The sequence below is a fragment of the Janthinobacterium sp. GW822-FHT07H11 genome (assembly GCF_058798615.1).
Genome location: NZ_CM179507.1, coordinates 3,573,655 through 3,590,850, shown reverse-complemented (window position 1 = coordinate 3,590,850; position 17,196 = coordinate 3,573,655). Strand labels below are relative to the sequence as shown.

19 protein-coding genes are annotated in these 17,196 nt (G+C 59.8%); 16 read left to right on the top strand and 3 right to left on the bottom strand.

The window, feature by feature from the left end; genetic code table 11:
- Nucleotides 1-16 precede the first annotated feature (16 nt).
- The gene (locus tag AC3RCJ_RS15805; protein WP_492962963.1) at nt 17-343 is read left to right on the top strand and encodes a hypothetical protein; all 327 of its coding nucleotides are present in this window, start codon (nt 17-19) and stop codon (nt 341-343) included.
- Nucleotides 344-408: 65 nt separating this feature from the next.
- Nucleotides 409-636: a major capsid protein gene (locus tag AC3RCJ_RS15800; RefSeq protein WP_492962961.1), complete on the top strand. Its 228-nt coding sequence runs from the start codon at nt 409-411 to the stop codon at nt 634-636.
- A gap of 157 nt (nt 637-793) precedes the next feature.
- Here AC3RCJ_RS15800 and AC3RCJ_RS15795 read toward each other — a convergent pair whose 3' ends face one another.
- The gene (locus tag AC3RCJ_RS15795; RefSeq protein ID WP_492962959.1) at nt 794-964 is read right to left on the bottom strand and encodes a hypothetical protein; all 171 of its coding nucleotides are present in this window, start codon (nt 962-964) and stop codon (nt 794-796) included.
- 29 nt (nt 965-993) lie between these two features.
- On the opposite strand from AC3RCJ_RS15795, the gene AC3RCJ_RS15790 reads away from it, so the two are divergent.
- The 9 genes from AC3RCJ_RS15790 to AC3RCJ_RS15750 all read left to right on the top strand — a co-directional run bounded on the left by AC3RCJ_RS15790 (nt 994) and on the right by AC3RCJ_RS15750 (nt 11,032).
- Nucleotides 994-2,529: a virulence factor TspB C-terminal domain-related protein gene (locus AC3RCJ_RS15790; protein ID WP_492962957.1), complete on the top strand. Its 1,536-nt coding sequence runs from the start codon at nt 994-996 to the stop codon at nt 2,527-2,529.
- The gene (locus AC3RCJ_RS15785) at nt 2,526-2,813 is read left to right on the top strand and encodes a DUF2523 domain-containing protein (protein ID WP_492962955.1); all 288 of its coding nucleotides are present in this window, start codon (nt 2,526-2,528) and stop codon (nt 2,811-2,813) included. Before AC3RCJ_RS15790 ends, AC3RCJ_RS15785 begins: the two co-directional genes overlap by 4 nt.
- Before the next feature lie 16 nt (nt 2,814-2,829).
- Nucleotides 2,830-3,747 carry a zonular occludens toxin domain-containing protein gene (locus AC3RCJ_RS15780; protein ID WP_492962952.1) on the top strand — a complete coding sequence of 306 codons (918 nt, stop codon included), beginning with the start codon at nt 2,830-2,832 and terminating at the stop codon, nt 3,745-3,747.
- A complete protein-coding gene (locus AC3RCJ_RS15775; RefSeq protein ID WP_492962951.1) occupies nt 3,744-4,994 on the top strand; it encodes a type II secretion system protein GspD in 1,251 nt (416 codons plus the stop codon). Before AC3RCJ_RS15780 ends, AC3RCJ_RS15775 begins: the two co-directional genes overlap by 4 nt.
- A gap of 427 nt (nt 4,995-5,421) precedes the next feature.
- Complete coding sequence (locus tag AC3RCJ_RS15770) at nt 5,422-6,327, top strand: rolling circle replication-associated protein (protein WP_492962950.1); 906 nt, start codon at nt 5,422-5,424, stop codon at nt 6,325-6,327.
- A 278-nt stretch (nt 6,328-6,605) separates the two neighbouring features.
- Entirely contained in the window at nt 6,606-7,364 is a 759-nt protein-coding gene (locus tag AC3RCJ_RS15765) for a dual OB domain-containing protein (RefSeq protein ID WP_492962948.1), read from the top strand.
- Between the two features lie 11 nt (nt 7,365-7,375).
- Nucleotides 7,376-7,816 (top strand): DUF488 domain-containing protein, encoded by a 441-nt coding sequence (locus tag AC3RCJ_RS15760; protein ID WP_492962946.1) that lies wholly within the window; start codon nt 7,376-7,378, stop codon nt 7,814-7,816.
- Nucleotides 7,797-8,423 (top strand): DUF4326 domain-containing protein, encoded by a 627-nt coding sequence (locus AC3RCJ_RS15755; protein WP_492962944.1) that lies wholly within the window; start codon nt 7,797-7,799, stop codon nt 8,421-8,423. The genes AC3RCJ_RS15760 and AC3RCJ_RS15755 overlap by 20 nt, the downstream gene beginning before the upstream one ends.
- 1,220 nt (nt 8,424-9,643) lie before the next feature.
- Nucleotides 9,644-11,032, top strand: coding sequence for a chitinase (locus AC3RCJ_RS15750; RefSeq protein WP_492962942.1), 1,389 nt, complete (start codon nt 9,644-9,646; stop codon nt 11,030-11,032).
- Between the two features lie 34 nt (nt 11,033-11,066).
- Here the strand turns inward: AC3RCJ_RS15750 and AC3RCJ_RS15745 are convergent, their stop codons facing one another.
- Nucleotides 11,067-11,651 carry a TetR family transcriptional regulator gene (locus tag AC3RCJ_RS15745; RefSeq protein WP_492962940.1) on the bottom strand — a complete coding sequence of 195 codons (585 nt, stop codon included), beginning with the start codon at nt 11,649-11,651 and terminating at the stop codon, nt 11,067-11,069.
- 92 nt (nt 11,652-11,743) lie between these two features.
- Between AC3RCJ_RS15745 and AC3RCJ_RS15740 the strand changes: the two genes are divergently transcribed.
- From AC3RCJ_RS15740 to AC3RCJ_RS15720, 5 genes are all read left to right on the top strand, one after another.
- Nucleotides 11,744-12,145 (top strand): nuclear transport factor 2 family protein, encoded by a 402-nt coding sequence (locus tag AC3RCJ_RS15740; RefSeq protein WP_492962938.1) that lies wholly within the window; start codon nt 11,744-11,746, stop codon nt 12,143-12,145.
- 300 nt (nt 12,146-12,445) lie between these two features.
- Complete coding sequence (locus tag AC3RCJ_RS15735; RefSeq protein ID WP_492962936.1) at nt 12,446-13,438, top strand: sensor histidine kinase; 993 nt, start codon at nt 12,446-12,448, stop codon at nt 13,436-13,438.
- Complete coding sequence (locus AC3RCJ_RS15730; protein ID WP_492962934.1) at nt 13,435-14,220, top strand: LytR/AlgR family response regulator transcription factor; 786 nt, start codon at nt 13,435-13,437, stop codon at nt 14,218-14,220. The genes AC3RCJ_RS15735 and AC3RCJ_RS15730 overlap by 4 nt, the downstream gene beginning before the upstream one ends.
- 166 nt (nt 14,221-14,386) lie before the next feature.
- Nucleotides 14,387-15,127 (top strand): DUF4386 family protein, encoded by a 741-nt coding sequence (locus AC3RCJ_RS15725; protein ID WP_492962932.1) that lies wholly within the window; start codon nt 14,387-14,389, stop codon nt 15,125-15,127.
- Nucleotides 15,128-15,254: 127 nt separating this feature from the next.
- Nucleotides 15,255-15,677, top strand: coding sequence for a DUF2061 domain-containing protein (locus AC3RCJ_RS15720; RefSeq protein ID WP_492962930.1), 423 nt, complete (start codon nt 15,255-15,257; stop codon nt 15,675-15,677).
- A gap of 9 nt (nt 15,678-15,686) precedes the next feature.
- Here AC3RCJ_RS15720 and AC3RCJ_RS15715 read toward each other — a convergent pair whose 3' ends face one another.
- Nucleotides 15,687-17,123, bottom strand: a complete 1,437-nt coding sequence (locus tag AC3RCJ_RS15715; RefSeq protein WP_492962928.1) for an amidase — start codon at nt 17,121-17,123, stop codon at nt 15,687-15,689.
- Nucleotides 17,124-17,196: the final 73 nt, after the last annotated feature.

The window sequence follows — 17,196 nt, the reverse complement described above, 5'->3', positions numbered from 1 at the left end:
GAAAAAGGGGCAAGCCATGAAACACACCATCCAGATCCTGCACATCACTCAAGTTGCTGGCCGTTCCAAAAAAACGGGCAACGATTACGACATGAGGATGGCGCAGTGCATCGTCCACAAGATCAATCGCGCCACCAATCTCGTTGAGCCGCTCGTCGGTGAGCTGCTGTTGCCGGAAAAATTCAAAGACACAGTGCCAGGCACGTATGAGGTGGAATTCGACGTGGCCATCTCCCGGGACAAGCGCGTGGGGGCCGAAGTGTTCTCCATCGAAGCCATTAAAGAGGAACCGCAACGGCCATCGCATCGTCATGCAGCGAGCACGCCGGCAGCCGCCACCTAATCAACTTGTTTTACGGCATTTTGCCGAATCGCGCCGGCGATCTCCGGCATAGAAGGGGAATCATCATGTTGAAGAAATACTTGTCGCTGAAAACGGTTGTTCCTGCTCTGGCCGTCGCCACGCTGGTTGCACCGGCATTTGCTGCACCGATCGACACTACCACCATGACCACGGGTATTTCCGAAGCGCAAACGGCCATTCTCGCGGTGATCGGTGCCCTGATCGCCCTGAGCGTCGCCATTTTTGGCGTGACCAAAGTGTACTCGTTCATCAGCAAAAAGGCGGGCGCATAACATGGCCTATCAGGTCGGCCCGTGGTGTTACGCTAGTACAGCGGATGCTGCGGTTGCCGCCTGTGCCGCATTTCCACCCGCTACCATCGTGTTAGCTGACGGTAGCGGGATTCAATCGGCCAGCTGTACCTCGGCCACACCCGACGGTGGTCTCATGCTACGCATTACCACCACCCCAACCAATGGCGCCGCCGCGATGACGGTATCGGCCATCCATCGCATCGATTTCCCGCCATGCCAGAACGATTCCGTAATCAGCGCCGGTATGCAAGTGTTTGGCGTTGTCCTCACTGCGGTTGTTCTTTGCTGGAGCGCTTACAAAGTTCATTCGTTCCTTGAATGGTCGAGGGCTGAGAAATGAAAGCAATTCAAATTCTTTGTATTGTTGCCTTGTCCTTACTGGCGCTGTGGATTCCGCCAGCCCATGCGCAAGGCACGGTCTTGCTGCCTCCAAACAATGTGGCCGGACCATATTCCGCTTATTTCCCGGCAGGCCAGACCGGTTTTGCCGTCGCTAATGGCTCCACATCAGTATCAAGTGCAGGCGTATCGGTGAACGCCAATGGCGTTGCCATCGCCGTTAAAAACGGCATCCATATCAAGATTCCTGTTTCTTTAAGCACCTTGATTACCAAACCTAATGTTGCAATCGCTGCAGGCCGTGCGTTCAAACTGGCTCGGGGATTGGCTGGCCCTGTCGGGCTGGCGCTCACGGCATGGGACATTTACAACGTCGTTAAAGATTCCGGCCTGACGCCTTGTCCTGCACCTGATTACCTTTGTTCCACTGCTGCCGGTACCCCCGTGGCTCCTGATAGTGGCTGGTACTATTCAGTAGCCAGGCCTGGCGTTCCTTATCAATCTCCTATTGCTGCTTGCGAAGGCCTTTACAATGACAGATCGGGCAATGATGACTGGGGCGGCGGCTTCCTTCTTATTGTTAGTGCATCAGGTGTTCCTGCATGCGCTAGTTTGGAACCGCGTATGTCTCGAAGCGACATACTTTCCTATAAGGTTGTTTGCCCGCCAGGGGCCACTAAGGACGTAAAGCTCGGCTGTATTACAGGTGCTGGTGGCAGCGGCCCTGCATCGGATGCGGAAATCGATGAGAAACTCAATGCCGCCCTCGCTAATCCGACGACTGGCGCCGCAACCGCCAAACGGGCATGGGATGCAGCGGAGGCCGTCAATGAAATAGCCCGTGCGAATGGCAAGACTGGCGTGCCGGTTGACGTGATGATGCCGCCCACGTCGCAAACCACCATGAGTGCGCCACCGGTCAGCACGCCGCAAACGACAACGTCCGTGCAAAACTACAATGATGCGAACGGCATACCGCAGACCAAGACCACGCAAGAAAAAACCACGATCACGCCAACGCAGACGGGTACCAGCACCTCCACCAGCATTACCTACAATACGCAAAACGTCACCACCACCACGGTGACAAATAACACTGGGCAATCCACGTCGAATCCGCCCACAACGACGACAACGACAGAAAACTCAAATTTGAATGTGCCGCCAGTCGTTCCGGCCACCGTCAATTTGCCAACAGATTACAACCGCGAACCGACGCAGCAAGCGATTGCCGCCGATATCAAGGCGATGCGCAACGCCTGCCAGGACAATCCACGCAGGGCAGGGTGTGCGGAACTGGACGTGCCGCCTGTTGCCGACATCATCCCGCGCCAGAACGTGCCAGTGACCTTCACGCCGCTTCCCTTCGCTTCCTCCGCGTCCTGTCCGGCGCCAATCACTTTTGATATGTACGGGCCGCGCCTGATTACCTTCACGCCGATGTGCGACTTGATGACCAAGCTGCGCCCGCTGTTCCTGGCCTGCGCTGCTGCGGGCGCGGCGTTGATCTTTATGCAGGGGTTAAAAACATGACACAGCTTGCCGCTTGGTTACTGGCCTTGGTCGGCCCCCTGGTCGTCAAGGCCATCATCGCACTGGGCTTTACGGCACTGGTCTTCACCGGCGTGACTGAACTGGTCAATCAGCTGATCGCCTCGGCCCAGGCCAGTTGGTCCACGATTCCCCTGGCCGTTCTGCAGCTATGTTCCTTGTCCGGCATCCCTGAATCGCTAGGCATGCTGTTTGGCGCGTACATGGCCCGTGTGGCCATGTGGGCCAGCGTCGGCGCGGCGCGCTATGTGCTGAAATCCAGCTGACAGCACGGGATGCGCCATGATCGAGCTAAACACTGGCGTGCCCGGCTCGGGCAAAACGCTCTCCATGGTCCAGCAATTGGCGGCGCTCGTGGGGCGGTGGGAACGCCATCCGGAAGAGGCCAGGCCGATCTTCGTGCATGGCATCCCTGAACTATCCTTGCCGCACGCGGCCATGCCGCTACTGTCTGTCTCCGTCGGCCAGTTGGGGCTATCGGAGGTCATCCCTGACTGGCAAGCCATGCCCCATGGCTCCCTGGTCATTATCGATGAATGCCAGTGCGCGTTTCCGCCACGCTCCACCCAATCAAAACCGCTGCCGCATGTGGCGTGGCTGAACGTCCACCGGCACAACGGTTTCGATATCTGGCTGACCACGCAACACCCAAAATTAATGGATGGCTCCGTGCGCGCCCTGGTCGGCAAGCATAAGCATTTTCGCCGCCTGTTCGGTGGCCAGCGCGCCATGGTCTACGAATTTGACGCATGCAATGACGGCCTTGGTGGGCTCAAGAATGCGGTCAAGAGTTACTGGGCCTATCCGAAAAAGGCCTACACCTGGTACAAGTCTGCCGAAGTCCATACCAAACAGCGCTTCCGTTTGCCGATATGGGTCTTTATCCCTGTGCTTGCCGTGGCCCTCGGCGTCGTTTTCGTCCCCCGCGCCTATTCGGTACTGACGCACAGTATTGGCGGCAAGGGCCTGCAAGACCCTGTGTCGGGCGCGACCGTTCCTGTCGTTGCCGCGCCGGTGCTTGACACGCGCACCTTTTCGACCAGCGTCACCGCGCGCGGCTATTTCAATCACGGGGGCGCGATTACCTTGCTCCTTTCAGACGGGCGGGTGATTTTCCAGCCGCAGCAATTCAAGGTTTTCCCGGGCGGGTATGAGGCGCAAATCGCGCCAGACTTATGGGTGAGGGGAGGTGTGCAATGAATCGGCTGTTAAAGGTTCTGCTTTTTCCAATGATTTTTCTTGCAGCTTCGCTGCCCATTGCGGCGCAGCCGCTAGGACCGTCCACCATTACCCTCAATTTTGCCGCGGTGCCTGTTGTAGCCTTTATGCAGGCGACGTATAAAAACCTGCTGATGCGCGACTATGTGATCGCGCCGGAAGTACTGGCGCTTGACCGGCAATTCAGCATCAACATCAAATCCTTGCCCGTGGAAGAGGTGCCAGCGTTTGTGGATGGGCTGCTGAAGGCGCAGGGCATCCGAACACGCATCAAAGACGGGGTGTATTACTTGGAAATGGCGCCCGCCAGTGCTGATAAGGCCGCGCCCGACTTGCCGCAAGCGGCCCTTGCCGCCGTTTCTGCCGCTGGCGTGCCCGAACGCGACGGCGCCGCCTTCGATGTGGTCGAGCTTTATGCGCCGCGCCACCGGCCCGCCGAGTTCCTTGTCACGGCCCTCAATGCGGCCTTTGGTACGCCATATGCGCGGCTTGCCGGTGTCGTCGTGGCGCTCTCCGTGCCCGCCGCACGATCAGCCGATGCGCGCCGCTTGCTTGAATCGCTCGATGAGCGGGGCCGCACCGTCGAGGTTTCCGCGTCGTTTGTCGAGGTGCTGCGCTCCGACTCCACCTCAAGGGGCTTGTCGCTCGTCGCCTCCACGCTGGCGGCTCGGTTTGGCGCGGCCTTTTCCACGTCCACCGGTTCGCTGAGCGTGTCGGCGGGCGGCTTCCAGCTGGTGCTTGACGCGCTGCGCGCCGACGGCCGCTTCAAGCAGGTATCGAATTCGCGTGTCCTGGGCGATGAAGCGGAACACCTGCTGCTGACAGTCGGGGACGAAACGCCCACTATCGCCAGTTCGGGCCGCGACAATCAGGGCAATGCCGTGCAAAACATCGTCTACCGGCCATCGGGCGTGATACTCGATGTGACGCCGCGTGCCGCTGGCCCTGGGCGCTTGTCGCTGGCTGTCGACGGGCAGGTATCGTCCTTTCAATCCACCGTCAATGGCGTAACGGGGTCGCCCACGCTGCTTAAGCGCCAGGTGAAAACCTCCGTGACCATAGCCGATGGCGAAGTGGTGATTATTGGCGGACTGGACGACACGCGCTCGTCTACGGCGCACAGCGGATTCTCATTTCTGCCGCGCTCCTGGGGCGGTGGCACGTCCTCCGACTCGCATACGGACCTGGTGCTGATCCTGAGTGCCCGCGTGGCTTCCGCGCTCAATTAGCGGCCCTGGGATGGCCTTGACAGTACAAGCGGCCCGCAGGGCGGGCAAAATCTTTTGGGTATCTGGAATCGGTGGTTGATGTTGGGGTAACAGCCCATTGGCTGAGGTGGTATTCGATGCGGGCGACCCGCATAGTTTAAAAAGTTTTAGCGGGCAGACTTTAGCGCTATTTATTTCTCAGGTGTATCACGTCGAATACGGACCCCATCCATGAAGACAACATTATCACAGGCAACTTGCGGCGGTCGCGCTGCTTGCAGCGGCGGCCGCCGCAAGGCGGCCTAAATTTATATTAGGGACACTTAAGCACACCACAGGAGATTCGGCATTTGCATTAAAGAACTTAATTCTTTCTTTCAATAAAAAAACTCCAAGCATCGGCAAAATGCTTGGAGCCTTCGATAACCCTGCCACACAGGAGTACCGAATGAATGAATTAGATGATGAAAGCACGATTTCGTCAATAGATTTCTCTTCTGCTGAGCAAGATATTGATATAAGCAGGCCCAGCTATTGGAACGATGATGGTATTAAGAATACTTGGAACGATACATACACGGCACGACGCCGTGTTTTTCCTGATGGACAGTGTGAAGTTACTGTCGTTAAGGAACGTTTCTTCATCGGTCCGGCGCTCCGGCGCAAACCACGGGCGAAACGCGGTGAGTCGAGCCAGCGCGAGGCAAATGACGATGATGCGGGCAGGCGCGCAAAGAAAAATGTACGCCTGTGCTGCAAGCAAATCGGTGCTGATCGCATGGTGACGTTGACCTACAGGGAAAATATGCTGGACCGCGAACTTGCATTAAAGCACTGGAAGGCATTTTGTCGAAAACTTGGTAAGCATAAACAGTTTCATTATGTAGCGGTCATTGAGGAACAGGCCAGAGGTGCTTTGCATTTCCATGTGGCAGTCGCTGGACGGCAAATGTATGCGCTGCTGCGCTCGATCTGGCAAGGCATCCTGGGGCGTGGCCCGAATGGTGAGCAAATGGGCCAAGTCCACGTGCGTGACCCGCACCGTTTCGGCTTCGGCGTGGCCGGGGCGCACAAGATCGCCAGCTACATAGCGAAATACTGCGGCAAGGAAATGCAGTGCAGGGCGCTTGACCAGAAACGCTACTTCCGCTCCAGGGGCATTGTGGTGCCGGAAGTCGATGTATGGCGGGTGCCGTTTTGTACAAACATGCTGCGCGCCGCGCAGATCGCATTCCAGGCGCTTTCAGGCCATTGCATGGACGGCCTACAGACTTGGTGCAACAACAATCTCGGCGTAGTGTACCTGGCGACCGCGCCCGGATTGCCACAGGTGGTGGACGATTGTCCGTTCTGACAGTTACTCCACCTCGATTGATGGGGAGGAGGGACGTGATATGGCAAATTTTGACGCTAATACACTGCGGGTACTTGAGCAAATAGAGGATGAATTCCGCAATCAGTACTGGATTATTCGGAATTCCAGGCGGACCAACTGGCGGGCGGTCAACCGAACTAGCGTTTTAGGCGACTTTATGTATATGCTCGGAGTTCCTAAATGGGCTGTCCAGCAGGCTCGCTACTGCTTGCGACAACGCGTATGTGAGCGATGCTTCAAGGATGAATTTCGTTGCCATGGCATCTGTGCTCGTGCAAAGCGTGGTGACTTTAACTCATGAAGTTGATAAATGCGAAAGATTCCTGATGGAATTGTTTTTTTGCTACAATGGTTCTGACCATGATTACCGGCTTGGGCTATCGTGCATGGTGACCGGAGTGTATATGAAGGAAACAATATTGATCCTTGCAAATTCCTACAAGCATAAATTAAGATGTGTCGCAGGAAAGTCGCTGAAAACTGGTCGCTGGGTGCGGCTTGTAGCTGATGCTACGGGGGAAGCAATCAGTCGCGATCAAGCATCATTTACAAATGTTCATAATGGCCGATATTTGTGTCGTCCATTGCAAAAAATTATTATGAACATTGCGCAGCCAGTTCCTTTAAAGCATCAGCCTGAAAATGTACTTTGCGAACCTGGATGGGTCCAAAATTATAAGATAGGCGTCGCCGACATTCCACAATACGTCGATCAGCCGGAGTCCTTATGGGGGCCAGGAAAACGAATTAGTACAGCAGAAATTGAATTTGGCGACAAAATAGATCAGTCCCTATACTTGGTTGAGGTCGATGACCTCAATCTGAAATTGTCGCCCGATGACAAGCGCAGAGCGACGTTTACGTATAATGATATTGAATATGATCTGCCTTCAACCTGCCCAGATTTTGACAAAATTATTAGTGGAGAGATTCCTCATAACAACTATATTGTGGTGAGTTTGGGTGAGCGCCACACCGATGGATACCATTATAAGATTATAGCGACAATAATCTAAAAGGCTAAAGAATGAATATCTACACTATTGGCTTTACAAAAAAAAATGCTGAAACATTTTTTAAATTTCTGCGCACATCAAATGTTAAAACTCTGATTGATGTTCGATTGAATAATGTATCTCAATTAGCTGGGTTCGCAAAAAAAGATGATTTGAGATTTTTTCTGAAAGAATTATGCTCGGCTGAGTATATTCATATTCCAGACTTAACTCCGACGAAAGAGATTCTCGATCCATATAAAAAGGGTGAATTGAGTTGGCAGTCATACGAGGAGAAATTTTTGAATCTTATGGCAAAACGAAATATTGAGCGGTCCATTAAGCCGCAGTTACTAGATCAAGGTTGCCTATTGTGTAGTGAACATGAGCCACATCATTGTCATAGGAGGCTTGTAGTCGATTATTTAAATAAGACAACTGATTTAGATTTGAATGTCAAACACCTATTTTAAAATGAACTCGATCCTAATTTTGTACCCTCCTGAATTTCGTAGTCAAACTAAGTTTGATAGAAAAGTCGCAAATATTGTTAGCAAGATGACTGGTTATAAAATTATTTTTCCGCATGACGACAATGGTTTCATCAAGAATTTTTTTTCGCCTAGATTGGAAGCGAGGATGTTAGTTGAAACCAATAATTGGGAAGAGCAGGATGTGACTCATGCAATTGTATTTGCAGATGATGAGGTTTTTTTTGATACTATTTTAAGAATTTCGAGTTTGAATATCCCCTTGCGCCGCATTAGGATTCAGATTACACGCGTTATTAACATAAAAAAAGATGAGCGATTTGCAGGAATAAAGAGCAATGCGGCCTATGAATATATTGGACGCGGTTCATACTGGGGGAATCCTTACTCGATGTTCGCTGCTGGTGAAAGTAGAGAGGAAGTAATAAGAAAGTTCAAGTATGATTTTGACTACGAGAAATTTCCCAATAAAGAAAAATCTGAGGTCTACAAGTTGGCGGGAAAGACATTAGGTTGTTTTTGCAAACCTGATGCATGCCACGGTGATATTTTGGCTGATTTTCTGAATGAGTGGGACGATGGAAATTAAGTGGTGGAAGTTAATGCCGATGAAGGTATGCCGAAACTGACCACTCCAGATTTGTACAAATTAACGTGGAGGTCATCAATGGACGCATCAATGTAGAGAGCCACCAAAAGTACCTGTAACCTCCGCCCATAATTTGACATAATATAAATTATGCGAAGTTATGGAGGAATTCGTCAAATGCCCCTTTTTGCAACTTGTACAATCGCAAATGCGATTTTAGCCCTTTGCGCGCCGCCTGGCGTCCGGACTGTTGCACCATGGTTCCGCGCAATCCGTTTGCGCGTCGATACACTGGCCAACTCCAGGCTGGCATGCAGGCTTCCTGGCGTTGGCAATGCTGCGTCCCCGTCTGCCGGTGCAATACTGGGTGTTCTGCGTGCGCGCGCTGGCCTGCCACGTTGCAGCGGTGCTCTGCGCCGTGTCTGGTCGCGGATCTGGCGCGTCCGTGCGGCGGCTTGTGCGGCCGCGCAACTTCGGCCGCACTCTGCATCTGCCACGGCTGCCGTGCGCCGGCGTATTCGGCGGGCCGATGGATTTAAGCAGGCAATGGCCCCGGCGTGGCATGGCGGACGCGCTCCGTTGAAGGTACGGCGCAGCGTTTGCTGCTCCTGCAATCGCGTGCCGGATGGCTTGCATCACCATCGCCCATGACGCCCACGATTCATTGCAAATCCATAGGAGTCTGCGTGCCGGGATTTTCGCGGCAGCTCTGTCCGCCTGTGCCAGCAAGCCCGGTCCATGGCGTCACGCCGCAGGACAGCTTGCCGCGCAGCGTCATGCTGCTGCTGACGGGCGCTCATCTCCCTGGCGGCGCGGGCATCGAGCAGTTCATGGATCGCCACAAGGACGATGGCCTGGCGCAGCGCATGGCCGCCGTGCTCGTCATCGGGCAACTGGGCGCGCTGGAAGTGCTGCCCAACAGCCGATTTGCGCCAGGAAACCGCGCCCTGGCCGCCGCAAGAGCTTGTCCGGCGTCCGCCGCCCTTCCCCGCCCTGCTCCGCGCGCTATTTCGCACACCATACCAGCACATTGGAAAACAGGCACTGGTATGGCCCGCATCGCCCATCTTCTGGGGCAAGGCTGCAACTGGTATTGTGATCTTGCGCAAAGAACAAAACCAGTTGACTACCACCTGCAATGCTTGCACTCTGAAAATTCGGACGGTGTCCAGCCGGACGGCAACAAAAATACACAAGGAGATGCAATGAAGCGGACAGCCATGAACACTCTCATCATTACCCTCTTCGGTGGCACGCTGGCCGCCTGCGGCGGCAGCGACGGCGCCGGTGCAGGCGCAAGCCGGCTGCTGGCCGGCGGCACCGAGGCGGTGGCCTGCTACACGCCGTGGAACAGCGGCACGGCCTACAACGGCGGCGGCCAGGCCAGCTACAACAACATCAATTACACGGCCAACTGGTGGACACAGGGAAATAACCCGTCGACCAGCAGCGGCGGCGCCGGCAGCGGCCAGCCCTGGACGGCGGTGGGAGACTGCGGCACGCCGACGCCGACGCCGACTCCCACCCCAACGCCGACTCCAACGCCAACTCCCACCCCAACGCCTACCCCGACGCCTACTCCAACCCCGACGCCAACCCCGACGCCAACACCGACTCCAACACCGACTCCGACTCCGACTCCGACTCCAACTCCAACACCCACCGGCCTGGCTAAACACGCGCTGATCGGCTACTGGCACAACTTCACCAATCCCAGCGGCGCCACCTACCCGATCAGCCAGGTCAGCGACGACTGGGACGTGATCGTCGTCTCGTTCGGCGACAACGCGGGCGGCGGCAATGTCAGCCTGACCATCGATCCGGGCGCGGGCACGGAAGCGCAGTTCATCGCCGACGTGGCCGCCAAGCGGGCGAAGGGCAAGAAAGTCATCCTGTCGCTGGGCGGGCAAAACGGCTCCGTTTCCGTCGGCAACACGGCTGAAGCGACGAATTTCACGAACAGCCTGTACGCCATCATCACCAAATACGGTTTTGACGGCATTGACCTGGACCTGGAAAACGGCGTGGCGCAAGGCGCCGCCATCCAGACCTATCTGCCGATCGCCGTGAAAAACCTGAAAGCCAAGGTCGGCAGCGGCTTTTACCTGTCGATGGCGCCGGAATGGGTGTACGTCGAAGGTGGCTACACGAGCTACGGCAGCATCTGGGGCGCCTACATTCCCATCATCAATGCCTTGCGCAGCGAGCTGACGGTGCTGCACCCGCAGTACTACAACAATGGCGACATCTACACGCCGTATGCCACGGGCGCCATCAAGGCGGGCTCGGCGGACCAGCTGGTGGCCACGGCGCGCATGCTGATCGAAGGCTTTAATTATGGCGGCAACACCTTCGCCGGCCTGCGTCCGGACCAGGTGGGCTTCGGCGTGCCGTCGGGGCGCAGCTCGGCCGGCTCGGGCTTCACGACGAACGCCGACGTCAGCAACGCCCTCAATTGCCTGACGCGCCTGCTCAATTGCGGCACCATCAAGCCGCTGCAGGCGTATCCGGACTTCCGCGGCGTGATGACGTGGTCGATCAACTGGGACCGCCACGACAACCATACTTTCTCCGTGCCGACGAAGACCGTGCTGAAGACCTTGCCGTAACAGCCTTGGCCGACTGCGCATGGGGGCAACAAGCTCACATGCGCAGCAGCGCCGCGCCCAGCACGCGCATCTGCAGCGCGATGCCCTGGCGCAACGCCTCCCCTCCCCCTTGCGTGTGCTTGATGCCATCCATGGCGGCCACCAGCAAGGCCGCCACTTGCGCGGCGCTCGCGTCCACCCGGCGCAGCGCGATGTCGCCCGCCGCCTCGGCCTGTTCCAGCGCACGGGCCAGCGACGCCAGCAGCGTTGCCCGCGCCGTCAAGGTGATGTCGGCGGCCAGGGTCATGTTGGCATCGAACAACTCCTGCCCGTGGGCGCTGGCGGAAATGTCCGCCATCAAGCCTTGCTGGAAGGCCAGCAGCGCCGTCTCGATACGCGCAAAAACGGGGCCGGGGTCGGCCAGCGCCGCCGCCACGTGCGCCATGACGGTGGCATGGGCCCGTTCGGAGCCGGCGCGGAACACGTCTTCCTTGTTCCTGAAATGCAGATACAGCGCCGCACGCGACATGCCGGCCGCCTGCGCGATGTCGAGCATGGACGTCTTGCGGTAGCCGTAGTGGCAAAACACGGCCAGGGCCGCATCGAGGATCTGCTGGCTTTTAGGGGTATCGGTCGTCATGCGGACATGTTGACACTATGGTCATATAGTGTCAACATGACTTTTGGACAAAAAACGTCAAAATGTCAATCCCTCTCTCCCACAGGACCGCCATGACCGATTTCAATGCCGCACTGACTGAAGAACAGCAGATGGACTTGCTGCGCCACACGGAGCGCAGCCGTCTGCGCGCGCTCGTGGCCGCCGATACGCCAGCGGCGCGCATCCTGCATGCCGACGACTTCCAGCTGATCACGCCCATCGGCAGCATGCTGTCGCGGGAACACTACCTGGGCGCCATCGCCTCCGGCCACATGCGCTACCTGAGCTGGGAGCCGGAAGCGATCAGCGTGCGCCTGTACGGCACGGCCGCCATCCTGCGTTATCAGGCGCAACTGGAAATCATCTTTGGCGGGCACGCCGTGCCGCGCGCCCGCTACTGGCATATGGACAGCTATGAGTGGCGCGATGGACGCTGGCAAGCCGTCTGGTCGCAGGCGACGGCCATACGCTGACTTGTTCAACTGCCGCAGCATCAAGCCGCGCAGGCCTGGCCGGACCTGCGCGGGGCGATGCCGTGGCGTTCGACGGGGATGGCCGCGACAACGACCAGTGCTCCGGGCCATCGCGGCCCGGCCCCGCAGGGCGTCGCTGGCGCCCAGGAAAGCGTGCTTCGCGCCCGCCGCTATTGCGGAGCGCGTGGCTTTGCCCTATTCTGCGGCTCTTCTGGCATTCCTGGGGCCGTCACATTCATGCTTACACTGCGCTGTGCCATCGATGGCCTGCGAAGCTGCCTGTCCGCGCGACGAGTGTGCGTGGCCGGGCTCGCTGCGCTGTTCGAATTCGCCCTGTTTTCGCTGTCCTGGGAAGACCCGTTATGGTATCTGGCCATGGCGGTCTTCCTGCCGGCGCTGGCGGCGCTGCTGGCCTATGGCCTGTTCGAGCGCTGGCCGCGCCGGCTGCCGGGCTGGCTGCCCCGCTGGGTGTTGCAGGTGGTGGGCGTGGCGCTGGCAATCGTGCTGACCCTGGCCAGCCTGTATCTGCTCAATACCCGGCCCGGTGCGCCGCCGTTCTGGCAGGTGCAGGAGCGGCTGCAGAGCTATGTCTCGCTCGCTTTCCTGGGATTGCTGCTCGGCCCATGGACGGCGATGGCCGCCCTGCTGCGCCAGCGCGACGCCCGCGTGCGCGAAGCCGAGCGCCGGCGCGGCGAGCTGGAACGCCAGGCCCGCGATGCGCGCGTGCGGCTGCTGCAGGCCCAGGTCCAGCCGCATTTCCTGTTCAATACGCTGGCCAGCCTGCAAGCCCTGCTCGATGCGGGTTCCAGCCATGCGGCGCCCGTCCTGGCGCACCTGGTCACGTATCTGCGGGCCGCCGTGCCGCGCCTGAGCGAAGCGGCCACCCGCCTGGAACAGGAACTGGAAATGGTGCGCGCCTACCTGGTGCTGATGCAGCTGCGCATGCCAGACCGCCTGCAGTTCGGCATCGATGTCGCGCCCGGCTGCGAAAGACTGCAATGCCCGCCCATGACCTTGATGACCCTGGTCGAGAACGCGGTGCGCCATGGCATCGATCCCAGCCTCGATGGCGGGCGCATCGACGTGCTCATTACCGAATCGCATGGCCGTTGCCATATCGAGGTCAGCGATACCGGAGCGGGCCTGCAAGCGGGCAGCCCCGGCCTGGGCACGGGACTGGGCAGCCTGCGCGAGCGCCTGGCGCTGATGTTTGGCGGCGAAGCGGCCTTGCGCATCAGCGAACTGGCTCCCCACGGATTCCGTGTTTCCATAGACTGTCCCGCATGGCCATGAAGCTGACCGCCCTGATTGCCGACGATGAACCGCTGCTGCGCGCCAGCCTGCGGCGCCAGCTGGCCGAGTGCTGGCCGGAGCTGCACGTCGTGGCCGAAGCGCGCAACGGGCCGGAGGCGCTCGAGCTGTTCGAGCGGCACCGGCCGGCCGTCTGCTTCCTCGACGTGCACATGCCTGGCCTGTCCGGCGTCGACGTGGCCAGCCAGATCGGCCGCCGCGCCCACCTGGTGTTTGTCACCGCCTACGACCAGTATGCGCTGCGGGCCTTCGAGCAGGGCGTGCTCGACTACCTGGTCAAGCCGGTGCAGCTGGCCCGCCTGGCCGGTACCGTGACGCGCTTGCGCGAACGCCTGGCGGCGGCCCGGCCCGGAGCCCTCAACGAGACGCTGTTGCAACAGCTGGCGGCCTACCTGCAGGCCGCCCCCGCGCCGGAACCGGCGCCAGCGCCGCTGCGCTGGCTGCGCGCCAGCGTGGGCACGGCCGTGCGGCTGATCCCCGTCGATGACGTCGATTACCTGAAGTCCGACGACAAGTACACGCTGGTGGCCTGGCGCGACGGCGGCCAGCCCGCCGAAGCCTTGCTGCGCAATTCGCTCAAGGAATTGCTGGTGCAGCTCGATCCCGGGCAGTTCCAGCAAATCCACCGCGCCGTGGTGGTCAACCTGCATGCCATCCGCCAAGTCGTGCGCGGCGCCCACGAGACGGCCGAAGTGACCTTGAAGCACCGGCCGGAAGTGCTGCCGGTCAGCCGCTCCTTTCTCCACCTGTTCAAGGCGGAATAGTCCCCGCACGCGGCCGGGCCGCGTCACTCATCGCGCATGGGCGCACTTCGGCCCCCTGGGCGCGTGAGGCGTCGGATCGGCCTTGCCGCGGCGCGCCCGTATGCCGACACTGCGCTGACTGGTCCTGCCCCGGCAGGCTTGATCCCACTCCGACAAAGGTGTATCGATGAAGCAAACAATCTCCACCGCCACGCGGCAAGCCGCGCTCCCGTCCACCCCGCCGCTGCAGCCTGGCGCCGCCGTCCCGCCGGGGCGATGGCTGGGGCTGGGACTGCTGTGCATTTTTGGCCTGGGCATCTGGTCGAATTTCTGGCTGCAGGAGCAAGTATTTGCCGCGCCGGGCTTCCTGTCGCGCGCGGCCGGCATGCCATTGCAGGTGGGGCTGATCGTCATGCTGGGGCTGCTCACGGCCTTGATGGGGCTGGCTATCGCGGCGGCCCTGCGCGGCCTGTACGGCGCTCGGCAGCCCCTGCTGAGCCGCTGCTACGTGGCGCTGGTGGCGGCGGCGCTGGCAACGAGCTTGTTCGAAGGCACGCTGGTGCTGGCCATGCGCAGCCTGAGCGTCGCCTTCCTCGCCTCCGGCGCCGACGGCAACGTCTATGAACCGGCGCGCGCCCTGCTGGCGGGACTGCGCAACGGCGTGCACTTTCCGGACAAGCTGCTGGGCGGTCTCGGCGTGACCCTGATGTATCTGCTGCTGTACCGCGCCCGGGCGATCCCGCGCCTGCTGGCCGTGGCCGGCATGCTGGCCGGCGTGCTGCAGTGGATTGCCGTGGCGCGCGAACTGTTTGGCCTGGACGTGATGCACGCCTTGCTGATTCCGCTGGGCCTGGCATACCCGCTGACCGGCCTGTGGCTCTTGCTGCGGGGCCTGCCGGCGGCTGATTCGCCGCCATCGAGGCAATAACAATGTAATACAGACTATGAATAGTCTGTATCTATTGATTCGGTTGAAATATTTTACTTCCTTTTGTAAATGAGAATCGTTACTATCTGAATCAAGGATAAGCGAATTCAACAGAAAGGAGCATCCCTTGTTCACCGCCATCAAAACATTCAGCCAGGTCTGCACGCATATGTCGATCGCCTTCGGCCTCGCCTACTTGCTGACGGGTTCGCTGGCCCTCGGTGGCCTGGCCGCGATCATCGAACCGGTCATCAATGTTGCCCTGCTGCCCATGCATGAAAAAGCCTGGCATGCGATCCGCCGCCGCCACGCCGCCAGCCGCCTGGGCCTGGCCGCCCTGGCTGGCGAAAAACTGAGCCAGACGGCCCTGCACATGGGCGTGGCCTTCGGCGTCATGTACTGGGCCACCGGCTCGATGGCCTTCGGCGGCCTGCTGGCCGTGGTCGAGCCGATCTGCAACGTGATCGTGCTGCCCTTCCACGACCGGCTGTGGGAGCGATTTCGTTTCCGTATAGAAAGTCGTGGCGCGGCCCGGCTCGCCGCCCTGTAATCGCCCCTCTTAATTAGCTGCCCACACAGGCGGATGCCGCTGTCCCCACGGCGCCGCCCGCTCCAGCTGGCCCGCCAGGCGCAGCAAGGTTCCATCGTTTCCATACCCGGCCATGAACTGCATGCCGATCGGCAAGCCCTCATCCGACATGGCCAGCGGCACGGACATGGCCGGCAAGCCCGCCACGTTGGCCAGCGGCGTGTACGGCGAATGCTCGAACAGGCGCGCCGTCCAGCCCAGTCCATCGAGCTGTTCTTCCTTTTCGCCGTAGCGTCCCAGCGGCCACGGCACATCCGGCATGGTGGGCGTGAGCACGACGTCATACTGGCCGAACAGGGCGCCGGCCTGGCGCGTGACGGTATTGCGCACGTCGAGCGCGGCGACGAACTCGACGGCCGACACCGTCTGCCCGTACCGGTAGCAGGCCAAAGTGGCCGCTTCCAGCGTATCGGGCGAGATAGCACGCCCGCTTTCCTGCGCCAGGCCGTCTATCCACGGCACCAGGTTGGCGCACCAGATGCCGGCATTGGCGTGCACGAAGGCTGGCCACGACACGCCCAGCGCCGGTTGCACTTCTTCCACATGGTGGCCCAGGCTTGCCAGCAGGCGCACGGCGGCGTCCAGCGCGGCGGCTACGGCAGGCACGGGCCGGGCGCCATTGCAGGCGATGCGCTGCACGGCGATGCGCAGCTTGCCCGGCGCCACGCTCACCTGCGACAGCCAGCTGTGGTCAGGACGATTCGTCACATACGGTTCGCCCGGCATGATTGCCTGCACGCAGTCGAGCAAGGCGGCGCTGTCGCGCACGCTGCGGCTCACGCCCAGCTGCACGCCCAGGCCGCTGAAGATCTCGTCCATGGCGGGGCCGTTTGACACCCGTCCCCGGCTGGGCTTGAAGCCGAACAGGCCCGTCGAGGCGGCCGGCACGCGGATGGAACCGGCCGCGTCCGTTGCATGGGCCAGCGGCACGATGCCGGCCGCCACGGCCGCCGCCGCGCCGCCGCTGGAGCCGCCCGCGCTCAAGCCGACGTTCCAGGGATTGCGCGTGGCGCCATATAAGACCGGTTCCGTGGTGGTGGCGAAGGCCATTTCCGGCGTGCTCGTGCGGCCAAACGTCGCCAGGCCCGCCGCCCGGAATTGCGTCATCAGGTGGGAATCGAACGCGGCGACATGGCCGGCGCCCAGGCGGCTGCCCGCTTCGCTGCGCTGGCCCGCCATGGTGACGGCCACGTCCTTGATCAGGAATGGCACGCCGGCGAACGGCGCCGCGTGGTCGATTTGCGTGAAATCCGCCGGCCACAGTTCGACCACGGCATTGATCTGCGGGTTGACGGCGGCGCAGGCGCGCATGGCGGCGTCGTGCAGTTCGGTGGTCGAGACGGCGCCCTGGCGCAGCAGTTGCGCCAGTCCCAGACCATCAAAGCTTGTATATTCATGCAGTTGCATCAGTTAGTTCCCGTAAAAGGTGAAGAGTGAAAGACACAGGAACCACTGTAGGGCTTGCGCTATCATAGTGGAA